The organism is Lysinibacillus sp. NPDC058147 (genome assembly GCF_042884205.1).
Classification (GTDB): domain Bacteria; phylum Bacillota; class Bacilli; order Bacillales_A; family Planococcaceae; genus Lysinibacillus.
Window position 1 is genome coordinate 249575 of record NZ_JBHVUJ010000003.1, and the last position, 25123, is coordinate 274697.

26 protein-coding genes are annotated in these 25123 nt (G+C 37.4%); all 26 read right to left on the reverse strand.

What is annotated here, in order from left to right; translation table 11 throughout:
• Positions 1 to 156: 156 nt before the first annotated feature.
• Positions 157 to 1863 carry a proline--tRNA ligase gene (locus ACFVT8_RS10730; protein ID WP_387080027.1) on the reverse strand — a complete coding sequence of 569 codons (1707 nt, stop codon included), beginning with the start codon at positions 1861 to 1863 and terminating at the stop codon, positions 157 to 159.
• Between the two features lie 191 nt (positions 1864 to 2054).
• Positions 2055 to 3317, reverse strand: a complete 1263-nt coding sequence (rseP, locus tag ACFVT8_RS10735; RefSeq protein ID WP_387080025.1) for an RIP metalloprotease RseP — start codon at positions 3315 to 3317, stop codon at positions 2055 to 2057.
• Positions 3318 to 3362: 45 nt separating this feature from the next.
• Positions 3363 to 4508: a 1-deoxy-D-xylulose-5-phosphate reductoisomerase gene (gene dxr / locus ACFVT8_RS10740; RefSeq protein ID WP_387080023.1), complete on the reverse strand. Its 1146-nt coding sequence runs from the start codon at positions 4506 to 4508 to the stop codon at positions 3363 to 3365.
• Between the two features lie 162 nt (positions 4509 to 4670).
• Positions 4671 to 5471 (reverse strand): phosphatidate cytidylyltransferase, encoded by an 801-nt coding sequence (locus tag ACFVT8_RS10745; protein WP_387080022.1) that lies wholly within the window; start codon positions 5469 to 5471, stop codon positions 4671 to 4673.
• Positions 5468 to 6262 (reverse strand): undecaprenyl pyrophosphate synthase, encoded by a 795-nt coding sequence (locus ACFVT8_RS10750; RefSeq protein WP_387080020.1) that lies wholly within the window; start codon positions 6260 to 6262, stop codon positions 5468 to 5470. The genes ACFVT8_RS10745 and ACFVT8_RS10750 overlap by 4 nt, the downstream gene beginning before the upstream one ends.
• 523 nt (positions 6263 to 6785) lie before the next feature.
• On the reverse strand, positions 6786 to 7343 hold the full coding sequence (gene frr, locus ACFVT8_RS10755) for a ribosome recycling factor (RefSeq protein WP_387080019.1): 558 nt from the start codon (positions 7341 to 7343) through the stop codon (positions 6786 to 6788).
• Positions 7343 to 8068 (reverse strand): UMP kinase, encoded by a 726-nt coding sequence (pyrH, locus tag ACFVT8_RS10760; protein WP_387080018.1) that lies wholly within the window; start codon positions 8066 to 8068, stop codon positions 7343 to 7345. The genes frr and pyrH overlap by 1 nt, the downstream gene beginning before the upstream one ends.
• A 354-nt stretch (positions 8069 to 8422) precedes the next feature.
• The gene (gene tsf / locus ACFVT8_RS10765; protein ID WP_387080016.1) at positions 8423 to 9310 is read right to left on the reverse strand and encodes a translation elongation factor Ts; all 888 of its coding nucleotides are present in this window, start codon (positions 9308 to 9310) and stop codon (positions 8423 to 8425) included.
• Positions 9311 to 9411: 101 nt separating this feature from the next.
• Positions 9412 to 10131, reverse strand: coding sequence for a 30S ribosomal protein S2 (gene rpsB / locus ACFVT8_RS10770; RefSeq protein ID WP_132357415.1), 720 nt, complete (start codon positions 10129 to 10131; stop codon positions 9412 to 9414).
• A gap of 157 nt (positions 10132 to 10288) precedes the next feature.
• Positions 10289 to 10888, reverse strand: coding sequence for a hypothetical protein (locus ACFVT8_RS10775; RefSeq protein WP_387080014.1), 600 nt, complete (start codon positions 10886 to 10888; stop codon positions 10289 to 10291).
• A 9-nt stretch (positions 10889 to 10897) separates the two neighbouring features.
• A complete protein-coding gene (locus tag ACFVT8_RS10780; RefSeq protein ID WP_053483277.1) occupies positions 10898 to 11206 on the reverse strand; it encodes a hypothetical protein in 309 nt (102 codons plus the stop codon).
• Between the two features lie 37 nt (positions 11207 to 11243).
• Positions 11244 to 12014, reverse strand: a complete 771-nt coding sequence (locus ACFVT8_RS10785) for a FliA/WhiG family RNA polymerase sigma factor (RefSeq protein ID WP_387080013.1) — start codon at positions 12012 to 12014, stop codon at positions 11244 to 11246.
• Between the two features lie 266 nt (positions 12015 to 12280).
• Complete coding sequence (locus ACFVT8_RS10790) at positions 12281 to 12655, reverse strand: hypothetical protein (protein ID WP_387080011.1); 375 nt, start codon at positions 12653 to 12655, stop codon at positions 12281 to 12283.
• Positions 12655 to 13161, reverse strand: coding sequence for a chemotaxis protein CheD (locus tag ACFVT8_RS10795; RefSeq protein WP_387080009.1), 507 nt, complete (start codon positions 13159 to 13161; stop codon positions 12655 to 12657). The genes ACFVT8_RS10790 and ACFVT8_RS10795 overlap by 1 nt, the downstream gene beginning before the upstream one ends.
• Complete coding sequence (locus tag ACFVT8_RS10800) at positions 13162 to 13794, reverse strand: chemotaxis protein CheC (RefSeq protein ID WP_132357421.1); 633 nt, start codon at positions 13792 to 13794, stop codon at positions 13162 to 13164. It abuts the gene before it with no gap.
• A gap of 9 nt (positions 13795 to 13803) precedes the next feature.
• The gene (locus ACFVT8_RS10805; protein WP_370042849.1) at positions 13804 to 14250 is read right to left on the reverse strand and encodes a chemotaxis protein CheW; all 447 of its coding nucleotides are present in this window, start codon (positions 14248 to 14250) and stop codon (positions 13804 to 13806) included.
• 27 nt (positions 14251 to 14277) lie between these two features.
• Positions 14278 to 16350, reverse strand: a complete 2073-nt coding sequence (locus tag ACFVT8_RS10810; RefSeq protein WP_387080007.1) for a chemotaxis protein CheW — start codon at positions 16348 to 16350, stop codon at positions 14278 to 14280.
• A 14-nt stretch (positions 16351 to 16364) separates the two neighbouring features.
• Entirely contained in the window at positions 16365 to 17519 is a 1155-nt protein-coding gene (locus tag ACFVT8_RS10815) for a protein-glutamate methylesterase/protein-glutamine glutaminase (RefSeq protein WP_387080005.1), read from the reverse strand.
• Positions 17520 to 18395, reverse strand: a complete 876-nt coding sequence (locus tag ACFVT8_RS10820; protein ID WP_387080003.1) for a MinD/ParA family protein — start codon at positions 18393 to 18395, stop codon at positions 17520 to 17522.
• On the reverse strand, positions 18392 to 19579 hold the full coding sequence (gene flhF / locus ACFVT8_RS10825) for a flagellar biosynthesis GTPase FlhF (protein ID WP_387080002.1): 1188 nt from the start codon (positions 19577 to 19579) through the stop codon (positions 18392 to 18394). Before flhF ends, ACFVT8_RS10820 begins: the two co-directional genes overlap by 4 nt.
• A complete protein-coding gene (gene flhA / locus ACFVT8_RS10830) occupies positions 19576 to 21609 on the reverse strand; it encodes a flagellar biosynthesis protein FlhA (RefSeq protein WP_387080001.1) in 2034 nt (677 codons plus the stop codon). Before flhA ends, flhF begins: the two co-directional genes overlap by 4 nt.
• A 23-nt stretch (positions 21610 to 21632) precedes the next feature.
• Positions 21633 to 22721, reverse strand: coding sequence for a flagellar biosynthesis protein FlhB (gene flhB, locus ACFVT8_RS10835; protein ID WP_387079999.1), 1089 nt, complete (start codon positions 22719 to 22721; stop codon positions 21633 to 21635).
• Between the two features lies 1 nt (position 22722).
• Complete coding sequence (fliR, locus tag ACFVT8_RS10840; RefSeq protein WP_387079998.1) at positions 22723 to 23499, reverse strand: flagellar biosynthetic protein FliR; 777 nt, start codon at positions 23497 to 23499, stop codon at positions 22723 to 22725.
• A gap of 4 nt (positions 23500 to 23503) precedes the next feature.
• Entirely contained in the window at positions 23504 to 23773 is a 270-nt protein-coding gene (gene fliQ / locus ACFVT8_RS10845) for a flagellar biosynthesis protein FliQ (RefSeq protein WP_053483288.1), read from the reverse strand.
• A gap of 13 nt (positions 23774 to 23786) precedes the next feature.
• Positions 23787 to 24452, reverse strand: a complete 666-nt coding sequence (fliP, locus tag ACFVT8_RS10850; protein ID WP_370042857.1) for a flagellar type III secretion system pore protein FliP — start codon at positions 24450 to 24452, stop codon at positions 23787 to 23789.
• Entirely contained in the window at positions 24449 to 25120 is a 672-nt protein-coding gene (locus ACFVT8_RS10855; RefSeq protein WP_387079997.1) for a flagellar biosynthetic protein FliO, read from the reverse strand. The genes fliP and ACFVT8_RS10855 overlap by 4 nt, the downstream gene beginning before the upstream one ends.
• Positions 25121 to 25123: the final 3 nt, after the last annotated feature.

Genomic DNA, 25123 nt, shown 5'->3' on the forward strand with positions numbered 1-25123 from the left:
AGAAAAAATTCGCTCCCTTTCCGCGGGCGACCGTCAAGCCTCACAAATCCTAAACATCTATGAATTCATGCTTGGCTCGCTGTCCCCGAGAAGTGGCGCGAATCTTTTATCTATTTAGTGCCATTACATCCTTTTTGGGACAAGCTCTAAAGGAAATTAATTTTTGCGAAAAAATTCATTTAAGCGATCAATGACCTCTTCTTTTTTCCATTCAAACGTTTCACCTGTTTGACGGAATTTCACTTCAACAACACCTTCAGTTGCTTTTTTACCTACTGTTACACGGACAGGTAAGCCAATTAAATCAGCATCTGCAAATTTAACCCCAGCTCGCTCAGCACGATCATCTAATAGCACATCATAACGGTATGATTTCAATAAACCATAAAGTTCATCAGCTAAGGCAACCTGCGCTTCATCCTTTGTATTAACAGGAACAACATGGATATCATAAGGAGCTAATTGTGTTGGCCAAACAAAACCATTTTCATCTTGGAAATGCTCTGCAACAGCAGCTAAAATACGTGATACACCAATACCATAGCATCCCATAATGAATGGCTGTGCTTTACCTTGCTCGTCTAAGAATGTACCATTCATTTTTGCAGAGTAAGTTGTTCCTAATTTGAAAATATGACCAACTTCGATACCTTCTGCAAATTTGATAGTACCTTGTCCATCAGGAGATGGATCACCCTCTTGAATAAAACGAATATCTACGTATTCATTCACTGCAAAATCACGCTCAGGGTTAACGTTTACTAAGTGGAAACCATCCTCGTTCGCACCAGCAACACCGTTACGAATCGATTTAATAGCATTGTCAGCTACTACTTTTATGTCTACTGGTAATTTAACAGGACCGATTGAACCAATTCCACAGCCTAATGCTTCAAGAATCGCCGCTTCACTAGCAAGTTCAACAGAACCAGCATCAAGCGCATTTTTCAGTTTAATATCATTAATTTCGTGATCTCCACGAGCAAGTACAACCACTAATTCACCGTCAACGTCAAACACTAATGATTTAATGACATTTGAAGGTTCAACATTTAAGAAAGCTGATACTTCTTCGATTGTTTTTTGATCTGGTGTTGCCACTTTTTCAAGCTCTTTTAATGCTTCATCTGATGGTTGATAGTCTACAAGAACTTCTGCCATTTCGATGTTCGCCGCATAATCAGACGTATCAGAGTATGCAATTGTATCTTCTCCAATTTCTGAAAGCACCATAAATTCATGTGTGCCTTTCCCACCAATTGAGCCTGCATCTGCAATAACTGCACGATAGTTTAAACCTAGACGAGAGAAAATATTTGAATAGGCACGATACATATCATCATATGTTTCATCTAAACTTTCACGTGATGCATGGAAAGAGTATGCATCTTTCATAATAAACTCTCTACCTCGTAGTAAACCAAAGCGAGGACGCTTTTCATCACGGAATTTAGTTTGAATTTGATAAAGTGTTAATGGTAATTTTTTATATGATTTAATTTCATCGCGTACTAAAGTTGTAATTACTTCTTCATGTGTTGGTCCTAATGCGAAATCACGATCATGACGGTCTTTTAAACGCATTAATTCTGGACCATATTTTTCCCAGCGGCCTGATTCCTGCCAAAGTTCAGCAGATTGTAATGAAGGCATTAAAAGCTCAATTGAATTGATTGCTTCCATCTCTTCACGAATAATGTTTTCTATTTTTGTTAACACACGTTTTGCAAGCGGTAAATACGAGTATACCCCACTTGTATTTTGACGAATAAACCCTGCACGTAGTAATTGCTTATGTGATTTTACCTCTGCATCAGCAGGTACTTCACGTAGCGTTGGGATAAATGTTTTACTTTGCTTCATTCAGTGTTCCACCTTTTTAATAGATAAGTTTTTATACTCTAATTAGCATAAACAAATTTAGCTTTGAACGCAATGTTTCAAAAAAATTGCGCTCAAAGCTATGTTTTTTCAATCAATTTTCACCATGGCGTAATTGCCAGGGCTTCCTTTAAATATGTTTTACTTGAAAAACTTAACTTTACTTCATTTAGTTAAAAGAAAAATCTTTGTATATCGTTCCATGTAACTACGACCATTAAGATCATCAATAGTACGATACCAACAAAATGCACAAGACCCTCTTTTTGACGATCAATCGGTTTACCTCTTACTGCTTCGAAGCCAAAGAACAATAGTCGCCCACCATCTAGTGCTGGAAGCGGTAGTAAGTTCATAATTCCAAGGTTAATACTTAACATTGCAGCCCAATTCATTAAATTGATGAATCCATATTGAGCTACTTGCTCTGTCGCTTTGTAAATTCCTACTGGACCTGATAGAGCATCTATTGTGAATTTACCGGTAATTAACATACCAAGCAATTCAAATATTTTAGCAGTCATATTATAAGTTTCTTGAGCGCCATAAACAACAGCCTTTAATGGATTAAATTCACGTGGGCTCTCATACTTAACCCCTATTTGACCATATTTTTCGCCATTTTGTTCTACTTCTTTTACCTTCATATTTAGGTTAACTTGCTGACCATTTCGATCAACTGTTACATTAATATTTTCACCTGGGTGATCTTGTACAATAGCAGCCAGGTCTTGCCATTTTTTAACTACTTGTCCATCAATGCCAACTACTCTATCTCCTGCAAGCATTCCTGCTTGTGCAGCCGGATCATTATCTACTACTTCTGTGATGATTGGCTCATACGTAGGTACACCATGAATTAATCCAATCAACATATAAATAATAAAAGCTAATATAAAGTTAAATAACGGGCCAGCAAAGATTGTCATAGCTCGTTGACCGACTGTTTTAGCGTTAAATTGACGATCGTATGGTGCAATTAACGTTTCTTTACCGTTTTCTACGAGAATACAATCTCTTGCAACATTATAACGAACTAAATTTTCTTCTTCATCATAGCCTTCTACAAACAAATCCTTTTCTAAATCAGCACGCTCAACTTCTAAAAATAACAGATCTGGTAATTGCTTATTATTTTGATTAAAGATAATTTTCTTTACCACATTATCTTCATCTACAATAAGCCCTACTCGATAGCCCGGCTGTAATTCAGCGCCATCCATGTCCTCACCAGCCATACGTACGTAACCACCAATCGGCAATAAACGTATCGTATAGATTGTTTCACCATGTGTTTTCCCATAAATTTTTGGTCCCATACCGATTGCAAATTCTCGAACCATAATCCCTGCCCGTTTTGCGAACAAGAAGTGACCAAATTCATGGAAGAATACAAGTAGGCCAAATATTAAAATAAATGCAATAGCTGTTTGCATAATACCCCACCTTTAAAAGCGAATAATTAACGATATCTTCTCTCTTTATTTTACCATGTCTAACACTGTTTTTCTTGTTTCACTGTCTACATGCAAAATTGTTTGCAAATCTGGCACTAATATGTTGTTATGTGCTTGCATGACACGCTCAATCGTTTCGTCAATTTCAAGGAATGTTATTTTCCCTTGTAAAAATGCCGCAACTGCCGCTTCATTCGCTGCATTCATTGCTGTTAAAATTGTACCGCCTGTGCGCCCAGCCTCATATGCTAGTCGCAATGCTGGATAACGTTCAAAATCCATTTCTTTAAAATGTAGCTGACCAATTTGTGCTAAATTAAGTCGTTGTCCGTTATGCAGCGGCATACGATCTGGGTAGCTTAATGCATATTGGATAGGTACACGCATGTCCGGCGTACCTAACTGTGCAATGACACTAGTATCATGATACTCAACTAGGGAGTGAATAATACTTTCTCTATGCAAAAGTACATCAATTTTATCATAAGGCATATCAAATAAGACATGTGCTTCAATGACTTCTAGTCCTTTATTCATCATTGTAGCTGAATCTATCGTAATTTTCGCACCCATTGACCAGTTCGGGTGATTTAGCGCATCCGCAACCGTTACATGCTTCAAATCCTCGCGTGTTTTGTCACGGAAGCTACCACCAGAAGCTGTAATAATTAAACGTTCAATATTTTTCGGATTCTCACCATTCATCGATTGGAAAATCGCAGAATGCTCACTATCAACCGGCAAAATTGCTGCATTATATTTCTTGGCCTCAGCCATCACTAAATGTCCCGCGGTTACAAGTGTTTCTTTATTGGCGATGGCAATTGTTTTGCCCATGCGAATTGCAGCTAATGTCGATTCTAGTCCAACACTTCCAAGAACCGCGTTTACAAGCACCGTTGAATCAGGATGTGTAGCGACCTCTACAAGCCCTTTTGCACCAAACGTAAAATGTACTTGTGGATATTCTTTAGCGAGCATAATTGCATCTTCTTCTAATTGAACAGATACAAGCTCAGGCTTTAAAGTTTCAATCATTTCACGAGTTTTTTCGATATTTTTCCCTGAAGAAAACGCCACTAAATGAAAGGCATCGCGTTGTTCTTTTAAAATATCATAGGTTTGCCAACCGATTGAACCAGTTGCACCAAGTAAACTAATTTTTTTCACGACAAATTGTCCCCTTTTTCTATCTCAGCAAATGATATAGCACGATTATTATCACTCTGTTTAGAGGAAAATGCTATTGTTATGGCATATCACCATAACGTAGAGTTGATTTCGGTTCCGACTGGATGTTTCCTATAGGCGACCGATGAGTAGCTATCATTCCTAGTTACTAAAAAAATGCAAAAAATGTAGTAAAGGCACGACGAATAATAGACTATCAAAGCGATCTAAAATACCTCCATGTCCAGGTAAAATTTTGCCTGAATCTTTTACGTCAAAATGACGCTTGATAGCAGATTCCACTAAATCGCCCATTTGACCAATAATTGACGCAAAGATTGTAATGAAAATAAGTGAGACATAGCCATCCCTAAATGGATAAATTGCCTGCATCCCAACAGCAAAGATTACTGCAATGACAATTCCCCCTACAAAACCTTCCACGGTTTTCTTCGGTGAGATTTCTGGCCATAGCTTATTTTTGCCTATCTTTCTTCCAACAAAATATGCACCTGAATCAGTTGTCCAAACTACAAGTAAACAATATACGACAAACTCTAGACCATAGCTTCGTGTTTCGATTAAGTAATGGAATCCTAACCCAACATAAAACGCACCTAATAAAATAAATGCAACTTCATCGAATGTAATTTTATTTTTTACAAGGACTACGTATATGAGCAATAGCATCATTAGACCATACACAACCATTAAATCGGAGGAATAGCCAATTGCATCTACTACCTTACTCGACCAGTCCTTTGGAATAACAAGGAATATTAATGTTAGTAGCCCTAAAAAACCAGGCACTGAAAAAAGTGAAATACCTTTCATTTTTAGTATTTCATAAAAGCCGACAACAGCCATTGCAAGCACAAGTATTGTAAATGGCACTTTTCCATAGATAACAAATGGAATAAATAGTGCTGCTGCAATTATTGCCGTGATAATTCGTTGTTTCAAGTTGTTTCTTCTCCCTTCAACCCACCGTAACGGCGATTACGTTTCTGGTAGTTTTCCACCGCATCCAGTAAGTTTTCCGCACTAAAATCTGGCCACAATGTATTTGTAAACCAAAATTCTGTATAGGCGAGCTGCCATAACATAAAATTACTTAATCGTACTTCACCACTTGTACGAATTAATAAATCTGGCTCTGGCAGATGAGCCGTCATTAAATGAGATGTCAAGCATTCTTCCGTTATGTCTTGCATCGTTAACTGACCGTCCTGCACCTTTTGAAGCATTGTTTTCATGGCGCTAACCATTTCCGAACGACTTCCATAATTCAGAGCAAAATTTAGAATTAATCCTGTATTATGCTTAGTCTCCTCCATCGCCTCATACAACGCTTTTTGCGTATGTGCAGGTAACAAAGATGGATCTCCTATCATTTCAACACGTACATTACGTTCCATCATTTCAGGTAAAAAGGAACCTAAAAATTCTACAGGTAGACGCATTAGAAAATCGACCTCTGCTTTTGGTCGCTTCCAATTTTCTGTAGAGAACGCATACACTGTTAAAACTTTAATACCTAGATCTGATGCAAATCTAGTTACCTTTCGTACCGTCTTCATACCTTCATGGTGTCCAGCAATACGTGGCATGGCACGCTTTTTCGCCCAACGTCCATTTCCGTCCATAATAATCGCTACATGGGCAGGAATCGGCTCGTTTTTAGCAAGGGCAACACGTTCCTCCAATGATAGTGAATCCATATTTATTTGTTTACCTAATAGCTTTTTAAACATGCTAACTCCCCCACTACAACTAATCGGACGTATACTAACCTATCATAACAAACAAAAGCGCTTTTTGTCTTTTTTTTCCCTCTAAATTGACTATGTATGAACTATCTTATTTTAGAACTACACACATTTTAGGATTATCACCTTATCGTCTTGTTCCATTTTCGTTACTACTGAGCACAGTCGAATCGAAAATCAACTTAACTCGACATATGTTTTCACTAAAATGTCATTCCAGCTTTTGGTGATGAACTCTTTATAAAGAAGGGCTTTTAAGGCTTTTATCACGCTCGCTCAACTTAAGGTTAAAAAGGGGTATTGTTTCCCTTATTTCGTTCAATCTTCAATAATGTATTTCTTTTAATTTTAAAAGAAAGCAATAATAGATGAAAGATTTTTTCTCTAAAATAATTAAAGTTTACTGTATATAACTTTTAACAGTAAAGAGAAAAGACGTCCTGTTATTTATAGGACGCCTTCATCTCATCAAAAAGTTCCATCATAGATATGCAAAGCAAATAATTGCTTACACTTCTAGAATTTCTTTTTCTTTATCTTTCGTTACTTGGTCTACTTTAACAATGAATTCATCCGTTAATTTTTGAATATCTTCACCGTAGCCACGTAGATCATCTTCTGTGATTTCGCCAGCTTTTTCAAGTTTTTTAAGATCATCATTAGCATCGCGACGAACATTACGTACAGCGATTTTTGCATCCTCTGCTTCTTTTTTCACTTGCTTCACAAGATCTTTACGACGATCTTCTGTTAAAGCAGGAATCATTAAACGAATAACAGATCCATCATTTGTTGGTGTAATACCAATATCTGATTTCATAATCGCTTTTTCGATTTCACCTAAAATTGTTTTATCGTAAGGTGTAATAACTAATAAACGTGCTTCTGGTACCGAAACACCACCAAGCTGATTTATTGGTGTTGGTGCACCATAATAGTCAACCGTAATGCGATCTAAAAGAGCAGCATTTGCACGACCTGCACGGATTGAAGATAGTTCACGTGTAAAAGCAGCAATTGTCTTGTTCATTTTTTCTTTAGCTTGTTCTAAAACTTGTTTAGCCATTATGCATTCCTCCTAACAACTGTTCCAATTTTCTCGCCTTGAACGGCACGTTTAATATTACCCGGTTCCGTAATTGAGAAGACAATTAACGGAATATCATTATCCATACATAAAGTAGAAGCTGTCGAATCCATTACTTGTAAGCCTTGTTGGATAACGTCTAAGTATGTGAGTGTATCATATTTGATGGCAGTTGCATCTACTTTTGGATCAGCAGAATAAACACCATCTACATTATTTTTTGCCATTAAAATCGCATCTGCGTCGATTTCAGCTGCACGTAATGCAGCTGTAGTATCAGTAGAGAAGAATGGGTTACCCGTACCTGCTGCAAAAATTACTACACGTTTTTTCTCTAGGTGACGAACTGCTTTACGGCGAATATATGGCTCTGCTACTTGTGTCATTACGATTGAAGATTGTACACGTGTTTCAATTCCTAATTTCTCTAGTGCATCTTGTAACGCTAAAGAGTTCATAACCGTTGCTAGCATACCCATATAGTCGGCTGCTGCACGATCCATCCCCATTTCGCTACCGATTTTTCCACGCCATATATTACCGCCACCTACAACAACAGCAACTTCTACATCAAGATCTACTACTTCTTTTACTTCTTCTGCAACAGACTTGATTATTTTTGGTGATAAACCGAAGCCCGCTTCTCCAGCTAACGCTTCACCACTTAATTTTATAACTACTCGTTTATATTGTGGCACACTCATTGTAAACCTCCGTCAGACTTTATTTAAAACATCTCTATTCCCTTTTCCATTATAGTATAAATAACAATAATTGCTAGTTATGAATAAGGCAGAATAGGAAATTATATGGCTCATAACCATAACGAGTGGTTGATTTCTATTCCGACCGGGCGCTTTCCTGCCCAGTCTCCACCCCGATCAACTTATATATATAGTATACGTTTTAACAAACATCCACAACTTTTGGTGGATGAACCAATTTTATCTTTTTTTCCGTTCATTTCGGAAAAATAGGGAACACGCTATGTTGTGTTCCCCATTCTTTTGTCTAGAAAAATCTAGATATTATTTGGTTAGGATCAAACGCAAGCTAAATTAGTTACCTTTAACTTGGCTCATTACTTCTTCAGCAAAGTTATCTTCACGTTTTTCGATACCTTCACCTACAGCGTAACGTACGAAGCCGTTTACTGAACCGCCTGTTGAAGCAACGAAGTCACGTACTTTTTGATCTGAGTTTTTAACGAACGTTTGGTCAAGTAAGCAAACATCTTCGAAGTATTTACCAAGACGACCTTCAACCATTTTTGCTACGATGTTTTCTGGTTTACCTTCGTTAAGAGCTTGTTCAGTTAATACTTTACGCTCACGTTCAACTTCTTCAGCAGAAACTTCATCACGAGAAACATAAGTAGGGTTAATAGCTGCGATATGCATAGCAACATCTTTAGCAGCAGAAGCGTCTGTAGAACCTTCTAAAGCAACTAATACACCGATACGGCCGCCCATGTGTAAGTAAGAACCGAATGCATCTGCATCAGTTTTTGTTTTCACTTCGAAACGACGAAGAGTGATTTTTTCACCGATAGTTGCAACTGCAGTTGAAATTTGGTCAACAATTTTTACACCTTCAGCATTTGTAAGCTCTAATGCAGCTTCAACTGTTGCAGGTTTAGCAGCAAGTAATTGCTCAGCTAAAGAAGCAACTAATACTTGGAATTTATCGTTTTTAGCAACGAAGTCTGTTTCAGCGTTTACTTCAAGGATGATTGCTTCGTTACCTTGTTCTAAAATGTAAGTAGTACCTTCTGCAGCGATACGGTCAGCTTTTTTAGCAGCTGAAGAAAGACCTTTTTCACGTAGGAAATCGATTGCAGCATCAATATCGCCATCAGTTTGTACTAACGCTTTTTTACAATCCATCATTCCAGCGCCAGTTTTTTCACGTAATTCTTTTACTAATTGTGCAGTAATGTTTGCCATTTAGTGTTTCCTCCTCAAATTGGTTGTACAAATTTTAGTGATAAGTTCTAAAAAAGGTGATAAGGGTCCTGAGCCACTTATCACCTTTTTGTAAACGTGAATTACTCAGCAGCAGCTTCTACAGCTGGAGCTTCTTCTTCACCTTGTTTTGACTCGATTAAAGCGTCAGCCATTTTAGCAGTTAAAAGTTTAACAGCGCGAATAGCATCATCATTAGCAGGGATTACGTAGTCGATTTCATCTGGATCACAGTTTGTATCAACAATACCTACTAGAGGGATGTTTAATTTACGAGCTTCTGCAACAGCAATGCGTTCTTTGCGTGGGTCAACCACGAACATTACGTCTGGAAGATCGTGCATATCACGGATACCGCCTAAGAATTTGATTAGACGTTCGTGTTCTTTTTTAAGTTGGATTACTTCTTTTTTAGGTAGAACTTCGAAAGTTCCTTCTTCTTCCATTTTTTCGATTGCTTTCATACGTGCAACACGTTTTTGAATAGTACCGAAGTTTGTAAGAGTACCACCTAACCAACGTTGGTTGATGTAGTAGTTGCCTGAACGTTCAGCTTCATCTTTGATCGCTTCTTGTGCTTGTTTTTTCGTACCAACGAAAAGAACTTTACCACCGTCTTGACCAACTTGACGCATGAAGTCATAAGCTTCCTCTAATTTTTTAACAGTTTTTTGTAAGTCGATGATGTAGATCCCGTTACGCTCAACGAAGATATATTTCTTCATTTTTGGGTTCCAACGACGAGTTTGGTGACCGAAATGTACACCAGCTTCAAGTAATTGTTTCATAGAAATTACTGACATGTGAATTTCCTCCTAGTATGTTTGGTTTTTATCCTCCGCATTTATCACTTGCAACAAGCTACCCTATGCTTAGAGCACCACTTACTACATCAAAATGCGTGTGTATTAATAACACCATTTGCAACTATATCATAGCTTTATCCCATTCGCAACTGTTTTAGTGGTGAAATTTCAATAAAAGCTCGATTTCCGTCTTTCCTTTTTGCAGCTGCTTGGCAATTTCTTCTGGTGTTTTACCTTGTTTCGCTAATTCAATAGCTTGTTGTTCCACTGTTAATGGCTTTAGCTTAGCTTCTTGCTTTTTGGTTGCATCAGTTGCTTGTTGCTTCGAATGTACCACCTTCGCTTCAGTTTTAGCTCCAGTTTGCTGCTGACGTGAATACGCATTGGCTACGATATTTTTGGGCACATAAATACGCTGTTCATTATCTAGACTAATAGGACCGTCTACTGTGCTTTCTTCCTTTTTCAGAGAAGGTGGTTGCGCCTGCTCCTGTCTCACAATCTGTTCTTCCTGTTTCACAGCATTCGTTTTAGTTTCAGACTTAGAAACTCTTTGCAGCTCTTGAATTAGGCGATCATTTTCATCTTTCATCTCAGCTAAATAGACACTGATGGTATCATCCATTTCACTCATTAAGCGCTCCTGCTTTTTTTCTAAGTCCTTAAATTTTGCTAGCTTCGTATTTAATATAATAAGGAAGTAAAATGAAATTAGCTGTAAAATAAATAGAACTGCAATTAGTATGATTGTCATAGTAAACTCCTATCCACTAAAATCCACGAAATTCCCTTTAAACGGATGCTGCGCCTGCTTTTCACGCTTCTCGTCATCCTTATTTTTCTTTTTTCGAGTACCTTTTATATACTCGCCACCTGCTTCTTCATCTTCACTAATCCCATCCATACCTTCTGAAGTATTCACAACTTTTTGCTTGCGTTCTATTTCTTTTTTTAACGCTTCATTTGCATGTACTTGCTGAGCCAAAGTTTGTTGTTGTGCCTGATCAGCCATTTTTCCTGCTTCAAACGTTTTTGGAATAGCTATTTGTAATTCGACACCCTTTAAACTCATATGACTCCCTCCTTCAATGATATGTATATAAGGATTATTATGCATTAATCATTTCATTGGATAATAATTTCCGTAGCTTTAATAACGCCTTAGAGTGGATTTGTGAAATGCGTGATGTTGATAATTCAAGCATTTCTCCAATTTCTGTTAATGTTAATTCCTCAGAATAAAATAAACTAAGCACCAGCTGCTCCTTATCATTGAGCTTTTGGATATTTTCCGCTAAATCCCCAAGCAATTCTGACTTAACTATAGCTTGCTCAGGTGTTTTAGTCGTATCATCACGAATAACAAATGACTTTCCATCAGTCTCATCTTGATCTTGCTGCTCATTAATGGAAAGAACATTTGAAAAGAAATGCTCTTGTACAGTTTGGTAAACATCCTCAACAGGTAAAGCCATATGTTCAGCAAGTTCCTCAGGTGTTACATGACGCATATATTTTTGTTCTAACTGTTCAATCTGTGCATCTAACTTTTTCGCCTTCTCACGTGCAGAGCGTGGCAACCAATCTTCCTTACGTAAACCATCAATAATTGCTCCTCTTACTCTAAAAGAGGCATATGTATCAAATTTCAAGTCTCTATTAATATCAAATTTATTCAACGCGTCAAAAAGACCTACCATACCTAAGCTCGTTAAATCATCTCGCGATACATTCTTTGGTAAGCTAGCTCCAATTCGTTGTACATGATAAGATACTAGAGAAATATATTTTTTTATAAGTAAATCACCAGCATCTGGATCACGTTCATTTATCCAGCGGTTCCACAGCTTTTGTTCATCGTTCAGAATTGGTTGTGTCATGTAATCCACCTCTCTAAGAAAAACGCATTTACGCGTCTGTTTGCCACTGTCTTATATTACCTTGATGTATATTTAATAGTTCATTCTGTAATTCTTTCCTATATTATAACAAAAATCGACTATAATTTCATTTGTTTCTCGTACTCTATCACAGATTCTTTACATTTATGTGTCAGGCATTTTTTAGTTTGGATATAGTAAAAACTTACTAATGCAAAAGAATTTAGATAACTATAAAAAAGAGCCGCTACTCGCGACTCCCATTTTTAAGCATTATTAACTTGTGGATCATCCTCACGATTCATCATCGTTCGTACAACCTGAGCAATTTCTTCTGAGCTTTCATCTTGAAACTCAACGGCAGAGTTGGCCGTCTGTGTTTCTTGATTTTCTTCCTCGTGATTGTCGGATGCGTTTTCTTCATGCTCACCTTCAACGACTTCTTCATCGCCCTCTGGTGTGAATAAAACGTAGGCAATTAAAAACCTTACAATATACATTACGAAAAACACAAATATTCCCGCCACAAATGACCCTATGATAATACGTAGTGGTGTATAGGGCTTTAGAAATGTAATAAAAAAATATAGAGAAAAGGCAATTAACGCTCCCCATAGGTTATAAAAAATAGAACCAAACATTATATTTCGCTCACTCCTTGGTTAACCGTTCGAATATGTAATGACGACGTCGCAGGATTAAATTCAATTGTTCTACCACTATTACCACCCGTGTCTTCGGCAACTAAACGAATTCCGTGACGCTTTAGCTCTTGCTTTACAGCTTCTACATTACGTGGGCCGATACGCATGGAGTCTTTATCTGAAGTGAATTGAAACATCTGTGCACCACCCGCAATTTTTGCCTTTAGTTTGAATTTTTGAACGCCTTCTAACTTTAATAAGTCAATCATTGCTGCAATGCCTGTGTCTGCAAATTTAGCGACATTTATTGACTCTTGTCTACCTAAACTCGAATCCGGCAACATCACATGTATTAAACCAGCAATTTTTTTTGATTCATCATATAAAATAACACCTACACAAGACCCAAGTCCTGATGTTCTTATCGTATTTGGTAACTTTACTACATCCATTTGTGCAATTCCAACTTTGATAACTTGCCCATTACTACTGTTTAGTATCATCTACGAAACTCCTAATGCTTTAAAAATAGCATCAAATGAGTCTGGATCTGGTAATAAGAAGAAATGCCCTCTTACTGTTTCCTGATCCTCTACACCGTCTTCAAAAATGGATGTGTTTATTACGATAACATTATCGCTAACGTGTGATAATTCTATCAAACCAATACTAATAATAGCACCAAACATATCAACACTTAGTCCTGGCACTGTTGGATAAATTTTTAAATTTGTAAAGTCAGATAACGCCGATAAATAAGAGCCGGATAAAATATTACCCATTTCCTGCATAGCTGATAAACCTAACTCTGAAACAGGTCGTTTTTTAAAGTCGAATGATTCATCAAATATGAGACGACGAATAAAACGATTTGCTTGTTCTATTGGCAGGATAAAGAACATACTACCTTCAGCATCACCTTCAATGCGTAGATAGATTCCAACTACGACATTTTCAGATCCTCCAGCAAGCTCCATCATGTCATTAAATGACACCATTTCAACCTTGGGTACTCGCATATCAATTTTTTTACCAAGTAAATTGGAAAGTGCTGTCGCAGCATGCGCAGCACCTATATTACCAATTTCCTTCAATACATCTAAATGTAGTGATGTAATCTTTTGATTATATGTCATTATCGATCCCTACTTTAGTGGATTTAGTACTTTCTCTAAATGCAATAAAATTAATAATCGTTTATCTATTTTAGCCACTCCTGAAATAAACTCTTCTTCCAATGAACCTACCACTTCGGGCTGTGGTTCAATTGAGTCCGCTGGAATGTCTAACACATCATTTGCAGAGTCTACGACGAAACCTACTTCCATATCTTCTAATGAAATAATGATAATACGTGTAGTTTCTTCATGCTCAGAGACAGGTAATTCAAATCGTTCACGTAAATCTACAATTGGCGTTACGACACCGCGAAGGTTAATAACACCTTTTACATATTTCGCCGTTTTCGGTACACGTGTAATATGCATTAGTTTTTCAATCCCTTGTACATGTGACACTGGGATCGCATATTCTTTATCTGCTAATTGAAAAACAATTACTTTAATACTTTCTTGTTCCACTGCGTTTGTCATTGTTTACACCTCTCTTATTCATTCACCTTATTTAATAAGTGCGTTACAATCCACAATTAAGGCTACTTTCCCGTTACCTAAAATTGTTGCACCTGAAATTGCAAAGATATTCGTTAAGTAATTTCCTAATGATTTCAGAACAATTTCTTGTTGGCCAATGAATGAATCTACAACTAAACCAGCAAGCTTTTCACCTTTTCGAACGATGACCACTGAATGGAATTCATCATCCTGTAGTTCTTTGCGAGGTACCTCAAAGATTTCTTCTAAGAATACTAGTGGTACTACTTTGCCACGGAAGTCGATTACTTTTTGATTATGAGCATTCATAATTTCTGATGAACGGATAATTGAAGTTTCGATAATTGATGAAAGTGGAATTGCATAAATTTCTTTTTCGATTTCTACTAGCATTACAGAAATAATCGATAATGTTAGTGGTAATTGAATCGAGAATACTGAGCCTACATCTTGTGTAGATTCAATTGAAATATTTCCACCTAATGATTCTATTGTTGTTTTAACAACGTCCAATCCAACGCCTCGGCCTGATACGTCAGAAATAACATCTGCCGTTGAGAAACCAGAAGCCAAAATAAGCTCATTGATTTGCTTATCTGACATCGAATATGATTGTTCTTGTGTAACAATACCTTTAGAAATAGCTTTCGCAAGTACTTTTTCACGGTTAATACCTGCTCCATCATCTTCAATTTCAATAAAGACATAGTTACCACTATGATAAGCACGCAGTACAACTGTTCCTTCTTCCGGTTTACCTTTAGCAAGACGAGCCGTAGGATTTTCAATACCGTGGTCAACAGAATTACGAATTAAATGAACAAGAGGATCCCCAATTTCATCGATTACTGTACGATCTAATTCTGTTTCAGCGCCAATAATTTCGAGGTTAATTTTCTTGTTTAGATCACGAGATAATTGACGAATCATTTTTGGGAAGCGATTGAATACTGTTTCAACCGGAACCATACGCATCGTTAAAATAATAGTTTGTAAGTCACCCATAACACGGCTCATACGTTCTACTGTTTCATTTAACTCTCCATGGTTAACCTCAGTTGCAATAGACTGTAGTCGTCCTCGATCGATAACAAGCTCTTCAAATAAATTCATTAATATATCAAGTCGCTCGATATTAACACGAATTGTTTTATTACCAACAGGCGCATGGCTTTTATCAGCCTTAGCAGGAGTTGCTGCTTTTTCCGGTTGAGGTGCTGCAGTATTTTTTTCAGGAGCAGTAGCAGGTTTAGCCACCGCTTCTACCGTTGCTGTAGCTGTTGCTGCTACTTCTTGAAGTGCTTGTTCTGTTTCACTATATTGCTTTTGTTCGATAGTGGAGACAATCACCTCTTCGACTTCCGAAACTTTCATAATCTTTTTCTGCATATCTTCGGCAGATTCTTTTGTTACGAAAGCTACGTAAAATTGTTGATCAAACTGTTCGTCTTCAAGTTTTTCTACAGATGGACTTGATTTAATAACATCCCCATCTTTTTCTAAAATCTCAAACACCATAAATACTCGTGCTGCTTTTAAAAGACAGTCCTCACGTAATTTCACTGAAATTTCAAATGCATTGAAACCTTGCTCAGCAGATTGTGAAATAACTGTTTGTTCGAAGCCATCATACTCTAACATACTTGCTACAGCAACAGCTGGTGTCTCAGTAGTTCCTACTACTTCAGGAATCGCTTCTTCACCTAATTCAATACGCTTTAATTGAGCAACAGTAGAAGATACATCACGTTTTCCATCTCCACCATTCGCAATGTCCATCACCATTTCTTCTAAATGGTCTACAGACTCAAAGACAACATCTAAAATTTCAGGAGAAACATGGATTTTCTCGTTTCGGATTGCATCCAACACATTTTCCATTTTATGAGTTAAGTCCGCTAAATCTTCAAAGCCCATTGTCGCAGACATACCTTTTAATGTATGCGCAGAGCGGAAAATTTCTCCAACAATCGCCAAATCATCTGGATTTTTTTCTAGTTCTAATAAATGTTCACTACACGCTTGTAAATGGTCTTTACTTTCTTCAATAAACATCTCTAAATATTGATTGACTTCCATAAGAGGACACCCCTTTAAGGCAAATATTTCATAATTGTTTGTGCAATATTATCTACATCTGCAACTTCATCGACAAGTTGAGTTTCCACTGCTGCTTTCGGCATTCCATACACTATGCAAGTTTCTGCTGACTCAGCGATTGCAATTACATTTCCAGTACTTTTTAGTGCTTTAAGTCCGTTAGAGCCGTCATGGCCCATACCTGTCATAACAACTGCCACTTTATCAAAATCTGTAATTTGACTCACATCTTCAAACATCACATCTACAGAAGGGCGATGTCCTGATCTAGGTGGTTCATTATTATCAAGGACTATGCCAAAGGAGGTACCTACTTTTCTAAGTTTTAAATGATACCCACCAGGTGCAATATACGCCACTCCGTTTTGGAGAATATCTCCTTGCTCAGCTTCCTTTACCGTAATTTCACTCAATTGATCCAGACGAGTAGCAAGAGATTTTGTAAACCCTGCTGGCATATGCTGGACAATTAAAATTGGTGCTTGAATCGATTTTGGGATTTTTGTAATCACTTCTTGTAATGCTCTAGGTCCGCCTGTGGAAGTACCTATCAGCACAATTTTCCGACCTACTTTACTCCATTCCACATGTGGCTTTGATAGTTCTACCCTTGTCGGAAAAATATTGACAGGAGGAGTCACTCTGCCTTCACTAAGTGATTCTCTTCTAATGGTACTCGCTGTTATTGTCTGTTCTTGTTGTTTTTTACTACTAGAAGGTTTCTTTAATTTTGAAATAGGTACCAATGATGCTTGTTCAACCTTGTGGACAAGTTCGGTTTGGATTTTATGTAAATCAAGAGAAATTGTTCCACTAGGCTTTGCGACAAAATCTACTGCTCCAAATTCAATTGCTGATAAGGCATTTTCTGCTCCCCGTTGAGTAGTACTAGAGAGCATAACAACAGGTACTGGACATATAGTCATAATTTCTTTTAAAGCATCAAGCCCATTCATTTCAGGCATCTCAATATCCATTGTCACAACTGTTGGCTGCAATGATTGAATCTTTTTTATCGCATCTTTCCCATTTCGTGCTGTTCCAACTACTTCAACCTTCGAGTTGCCAACAAAAAAGTCACTAATTAGCTTTCTCATAAAAGCAGAATCATCAACAACTAATAGCTTGCTTTTATGTAAAAAGTCCAATTAATCACGTCCTTTCGAAAAAATACTTCTTAATTTAGTTAAGAATTTACCCGCTGACTGATCATGTGCATGAATTTCCTCCGCACGGTGTTCCATAAAACGCGCCACTATAAGGTGAAGTGTCTTTGTAATAAGTGCGTCTGGATAGGCAAGTGAAAAGGGTACTTGCTCACGCACAGCCTTACGCACAACAGAATCTTCAGGTAATGAGCCTAATATCGTAACCTCTTTGTCCAAAAAACGTTTCATCGTACGCTTTAGGCGTTCATTGGTTTCCAGTCCTTCTTCTTTACTAAAAGCACGGTTACAGAGTATATAAAACTGCTTGTCTGGATCTCGCATATAAATGTATTTCATCATTGAATATGCATCTGTTATAGAAGTTGGCTCAGCTGTTGATAAAACAATGATTTCATCAATTGAGGCAAGTAAATCTAATGACCAACTAGTAGCCCCTGCTCCCATATCAAATAAGATGTAATCAAAGTTTTTTTGAAGCTGTTCAAATGCATGAATGAGTCGTTCAAACAGTTCCTCTGACCATTCTAAGACGCCCGACATACCAGACCCACCTGAAATATACTTTAAATCGTAAGGACCTTCAAATATTACCTCATCTAGTAACTTATTTCCTTCCAAGTAATCTTTTAAACTATAAGAAACATTTCTTCCAATCAAAATATTGATATTGCCCATACCAATATCCATATCAACGATGACAACTTTTTTCCCTTTATTAGCCAATGTAGTTGCGAAATTCATCGTGAAGTTACTTTTACCAACCCCACCTTTGCCGCTAACAACCGCAATTGCCCTACCTAATTCGCCCTGCTGTCTCAACATTTTCAAGCGTAATGTTTCAGCTTGGTCTCTCATTTTTCTTCACCTTGGAAAAATAAATTTAGTACTGCTTCTAGATCAGCTTCTTCAATATCTTCTGGTACTTCTTGACCATTCGTGTAGTAAGCAAGTCCTTTATTATATTTAATCATTAAATTAATCATTGTGCCAATAGAATTTGTTTCATCAATCTTTGTAAAAATGAATTTTTCAACCGGTAATTTCTTGAATTGCTCTATAATGTTTGCCATGTCCTTTTCTTTCGTTGTCATAGCAAGTACTAAGAAAGACTCTGCTTGATCATCAAATTTTATGAGACGTTGTAAATCGTCTACATATTTTACCTCTTTATAATTGCGACCTGCTGTATCTATAAACACTAAATCTAAATGAGCCAATCGGTGGATTGCTTGTTCAAAATCTGTTGCATTATAGGCAATTTCAACAGGAGCCTGCAATAGTCCAGCATACGTTTTTAATTGCTCAATTGCGGCAATACGGTAAGTATCTGTCGTGATAAATCCTATTTTTTTCTTTTTTTCTAAAACTGCTCTAGCTGCCATTTTAGCAATGGTCGTAGTCTTTCCGACACCTGTTGGACCTAAAACATTAATATATTTTTTTTCATAGGATAAGCCCCCAATTGGGAGATCCTCTAGCTCTTTGCGCAATAAATTTTTCGTAATCATCTTACATTGAGAAAAATTGATTTCTGACGCTTCTTTGAAATGCGTAAAAAGCTCATCACCGATCGTTGTGATGAGCTCCTCACTTAGCTCCTGCTGTCTTAAGTATTCAATGAAGGGTAAGAGTTCATCGGGATATTGATCTTGGATAGTCTTCTTATGCATGGAATGCATTAAAGATTTTAAATCTGCAATTTCCTTCTTCAAATCTTCAGAAATGCCAGTTTCCTCATGTAAAGGCGCATCATTCTGTTGCTGTACTTTAGCTTGCACAGCATTCGTAATCTCTTGTAACCTTACATTTTCTTTTTTAGGTGTTGTTATAGGTGAAACTGCAGGTGTTGGAGCCACATTACTTGGCTCCATTGAATCAATCCCTGCAACAACCTCAAAACTTTTCTTTTTAATGATTCCAAAAAACTTTTTTGTAATTACTACTTTTGAATTCAAAATGACAGCGTCCTCACCTAATTCAGCACGCACAAGCTTCATCGCTTCTGGTATGGAGGATGCATAATATTTTTTCATTTTCATTCAACATTCACCACCCCAACACTTTGAATTTCAACTGTAGCATCAAGTTCATTGTATGATAGAACTGGAATTTGCGGGAAATAACGCTCCGTTAGCTGACGTAAATACATACGAACTGCTGGAGAGCATAAGATAATAGCAGATTGCTCCATAAAGGAAACGCGTTCTACTTCTGCAGCAATAGTCTCCAGAACAGTTTGAGAATCTTGTGGATCCATCGCTAAATAATTTCCGTGATCAGTTTGTTGAATACTATCAGCAATCATTTTCTCTACTTTACCCGAAACTGTTATGACCTTTAATGATGTGCTGTCCCCTACGTATTGAGAAGTAATCTGACGTGCCAATGATTGACGTACATACTCAGTTAATATATCGGTATCGCTCGTTAACTTTGCATAGTCTGCTAGTGTCTCGAAAATAATTGGTAAGTTTCGGACTGAAACATTTTCTCGTAGAAGTTTACCCAGTACTTTTTGAATTTCTCCAGTCGATAAAGGTGTAGGCGTCAACTCTTCGACTAAAATTGGATGCGTTTCACGTAAATGATCAATTAACTGCTTCGTCTCTTGACGACCAAGTAATTCATAAGCATTTGCACGAATCATTTCCGTTAAGTGAGTCGATACAACGCTTGGTGGGTCAACAACTGTGTAGCCGAACATTTCGGCATCCTCTTTAACTTGTTCAGTAATCCATTTTGCAGGTAAGCCAAATGACGGTTCAACTGTGTCAATTCCTTCGATGGAATCATCATCTCCTGGACTCATTGCTAAATAATGATCAAGCAGAAGTTCACCACGCGCCATTTCGTTACCCTTTATTTTAATGCGATATTCATTTGGTTGTAATTGAATGTTATCGCGAATACGGACAACCGGAATGACAATCCCTAATTCTAATGCTAACTGTCGACGTATCATAATGACTCGGTCTAATAAATCACCGCCTTGAGCAGCATCTACTAACGGTATTAAACCATAGCCAAATTCAAACTCGATTGGGTCCACATTTAATAAATTCACAACGTTTTCAGGGCTCTTCATGCCGTCTGTTGCCACTTCTTCCTCAAGTTCAAGTAATTCTTCTTCATCCTCTGGTTTTTTATGATCCATCATATAAGCACCAGCAATTAGTGAACCCCCAATTGGAATTGTAATCCAGAGAGGAATAGGTGTGAAAAATCCAAGTAAAAGTATTGTTCCACCCGCTACATAAAGCAGTTTTGCTTGAGCAAATAACTGTCCTGTAATATCTTCACCAAGACTACCTTTAGAGGATGCACGCGTTACGACAATCCCAGTTGCTGTAGAGATAAGTAGCGCAGGAATTTGTGAGACAATACCATCCCCAACCGTTAACTTAGAAAAATGATTTGCTGCATCTGCAAATTTAAGATCCATCTGCACAACACCGATGATGATACCAAATAATAAGTTGATAATAACCATGACCATTGAGGCAATGGCATCCCCTTTTACGAATTTTGTGGCACCATCCATCGCTCCGTAGAAGTCCGCTTCACCCGCTACTTTTTCGCGTCGTTCACGTGCTTCCCGTTCAGAAATAATTCCTGCATTTAAATCAGCATCAATACTCATTTGTTTACCCGGCATCGCATCCAGTGTGAAACGTGCTGCTACTTCAGCTACACGCTCCGCCCCTTTTGTAATAACGATAAACTGAATTAACACAAGAATTAAGAATACAACTAAACCAACTAGTACATTCCCGCCGACTACAAAGTCACCAAACGTTTCAACAACAGCACCAGCATCACCTTTGGCTAAAATGGCACGTGTTGTAGAAACGCTCAGTCCGAGTCGGAACAAAGTTAACAATAAAATAACTGAGGGGAAAATAGAAAAGTCTAACGCTTCCTTCATACTCATTGCTGTTAACAGTACTATTAATCCTAATGTAATATTAATGACGATTAAGAAACTTAACATCCACGGAGGAAGAGGAATGATGAGCATCGCAACGATTAAAATAACCGCACCTAAAACCCCTATATCGCGAACTTTCATTTGTGTCCCTCCTACAAAAAGCTTTAAATTTTCCGCTTAATTCGATAAACATAAGCAAGCACTTCTGCTATTGCTTTGAAAAACTCTTCTGGTACTTGATCACCGATTTCTACTTGATCGTACATTGCTCGTGCTAATGGTCTATTTTCAACCATAATTACGTCATGTTCTTTCGCAATCAGTTTAATTTTTTGAGCGATAAAGTCTGTACCCTTGGCAACAATGCGTGGGGCATCCATACTTTCCTCATCATATTTGAGGGCAATCGCATAGTGAGTTGGGTTTGTTATAACAACATCGGCGTTTGGAATCTCTGACATCATACGACGCATCGCCATTTCGCGTTGGCGTTGCTTGATTTTCGATTTGATCAGCGGATCGCCCTCACTATTTTTATATTCATCTTTAATATCTTGCTTAGACATTTTAAGATTTTTTTCGTAATCAAATTTTTGATACATCCAGTCTAAAAGGGATACACAAAGTAAGACGAGCGAAGCAGCTATCCCCATGATGCCAACAAGCTTACCCACAGTAATAAGAGTTACCCATGGACTTTTAAAGGATAACGCCAAAACTTCTGGTAAGTTCGTCCAAACTATAATTGTCGTCACGCCACCGATGAAGCTAATCTTTAATACTGACTTTAGAAGCTCTATAATGGCTTTAACTGAAAATATTTTTTTCAACCCTTTGATTGGGTCCATTTTTTTCAAATCAAACTTCATCGGCTCTAATGTAAATAGAAAACCGAATTGTAGAAAGTTCCCTGCCAATGCTCCAACAAATGCAATTCCCATAATTGGAACAATAATATAAGCCATTTGCGCTAATGTTTCTGTAAATAGGCGCATCACACTATCAATTGTTAGTGTTTCTACGCGTATGTTATGAATAAAAGTTTGCCTAAAAAAAGCTAAAAGATCGTCTCGCATTGAACCTGCAAAGAAGTATAAAAAGATAAATACCATGAGCATGACAATCGCACTGGAAATATCCTGACTTTTGATAACCTGACCTTTTTTTCGAGCATCTTGTCGTTTTTTGGGCGTCGCCTTTTCCGTTTTCTCTCCCGCAAAATACTGTAAATCTAAATCCAGCAGTAGCAACATTTTATCCACCACCTAAAATAGCCATTAAGTCACGCATAGCATAAATCATTATTGTAATTAGCTTTTGTATCACTTGAACCATTACAGCCATCATTGTGAATAACACTAGAAAACTAACGCCAATTTTAATAGGAAAACCAACTACAAAGATATTTAATTGTGGTACAGTTTTCGCTGTGATTCCTAGCGCCAAATCGACTAAAAATAAAGATGCTACAACAGGAGCAGCCATTTGAAAGGCAATCGCAAAAACAGCCGTAAATGTTGTGATGATAAACTCTATATAATTGTCATTTGCGAAATTAGGAAATCCTTGATTCATCGGTAAGAATTGATAACTATAATAAATTCCATCGAGAATCATATGATGTCCATTTATAGCTAGTAAAAAGAGAATTGCTAGCGTATTAAAAAATTGTCCTATCAATGGACTTTGTGCACCTGTTTGCGGGTCAATAATATTGGCAATGGCAAAACCCATTTGAAAATCTATAAAGCTTCCGGCAATTTGAATTGCCGACATGATGATATAGCCTACTAGACCGAGTAACAGTCCAATGAGCGCTTCTTTCATCACTAAAAGTATGTAATCACCATTAAATACAAATGGTTCGACGTCAATTGTATAGTACATCATCCAAGCTAAAACTAATGCGAGAGTTATTTTAACTTGTGGCGGAATCGTTCTGTACGAGAAGAAGGGCACAGTGACAAAAAATGCCGATACGCGCACAAGTACTAATAAGAAAACCGTAAAATGCGGGATTAATTCATTCATCTACTCACCCTATATAACGCGTTAAATTCTCAAAAATGTCTCTCGCATAGCTAGTCACTTGTGATAACATCCAAGGACCGAAAAATACGATAGCAGCTAATACAGCTATGATTTTTGGAACGAATGCTAATGTTTGCTCTTGAATCGATGTTGTTGCCTGAAAAATACTTACCGCTAAACCAGTGATTAAAGCAACTAATAATAGCGGACCGCTTGTTAGAAGGATAATCATAATGGCACGCTCTGCAATTGAAATAACCAATTCACTTGTCATACTGTATCATCCCCTAAAAACTTTGTAGTAATGATTTCATCACTAGATACCAACCATCAACGAGTACAAATAATAAAATCTTAAACGGCAATGAAATCATAACCGGTGGTAACATCATCATCCCCATCGACATTAGAGTACTTGCGACAATCATGTCGATTACTAGGAATGGAATAAAAATCATAAAGCCAATTTGAAACGCTGTTTTAAGCTCACTCAACGCGTAAGCAGGTACTAGCATTGTAAGAGGAATTTCTTCTACAGATGCTGGCTTTTCTGCCTTATTATACTTTAAAAATAAATCAAGATCTTTTTGCCTTGTATGCTTACTCATAAACTCTTTAAACGGCACACTGGCACGATCATACGCTTCTTCAATTCCGATTTTCTCAGAAAATAATGGCTGCAATGCCTCTTTATTGACCTCTTGAAATGTTGGGGCCATGATAAAGAAAGTTAAAAATAAGGCAAGACCTACAATGACCTGGTTAGGTGGCATTTGCTGTGTGGCCAACGCAGTACGAACAAACGAAAGCACTATAACAATGCGTGTAAACGATGTCATCAAAATTAAAATACTTGGTGCCAGCGAGAGAACTGTTAGCAATAAGAGAAGCTTCACAGCGCTAGAGACATTAGTCGGATCGCTGTTGGAAAAAACACTGATTACATCATTCATTTATCATCATTCTCCTTTTGCTTCCATTTCTCCAGTTCTTCACTGCGCTCCTGTTTAATTTCGGAAATCTTTTTTTCAAATAGCTCACCAAAAGAGCCTTGTTTTTGCTGCGCTGGTGAACTTTCATTATTTTTTCTCTTAAACTTAGATAATACTTCTGCAATATACGGTGATGTTGTTGCAAGTTCTTGTCGTTCATTATAAAGTGCTAAAAGCGCTGCAACTTCCTCAGGATCAGTAATTTCACGTAATAGTTGGACATCTTCACCGACCCCCACTAAATATAGTGTTTTACCTACTTGTAATAGCTGTACGGACTTTTGAGCACCTAACGATAAACCGCCTAAATTTTGTACTAATTGATTACGTTGAAAGTTTAAATTTCTTTTATTTAAAAACTTCATTAACCCATAAAATAAAGCTACAACAAAAATAAGCGCCAAAACCATTTTTATGTATTCCCATGCAGATACATCTCCAGCTGCTTGTATATCTGAATCTTGTTTAGCAGCTGGAGCAATATCTTCTTTACAATCTCCTTTGAAGCAGTCGTCTACCATATTCTTGTTAGAGTCTGCATACACAGGAGTCGTTGTAGGGTACAAAAACAGGAAGGATACAAGAAATGCGAAAATCATCGTTTGACGAAATGATTTTAACATTTTCATTCG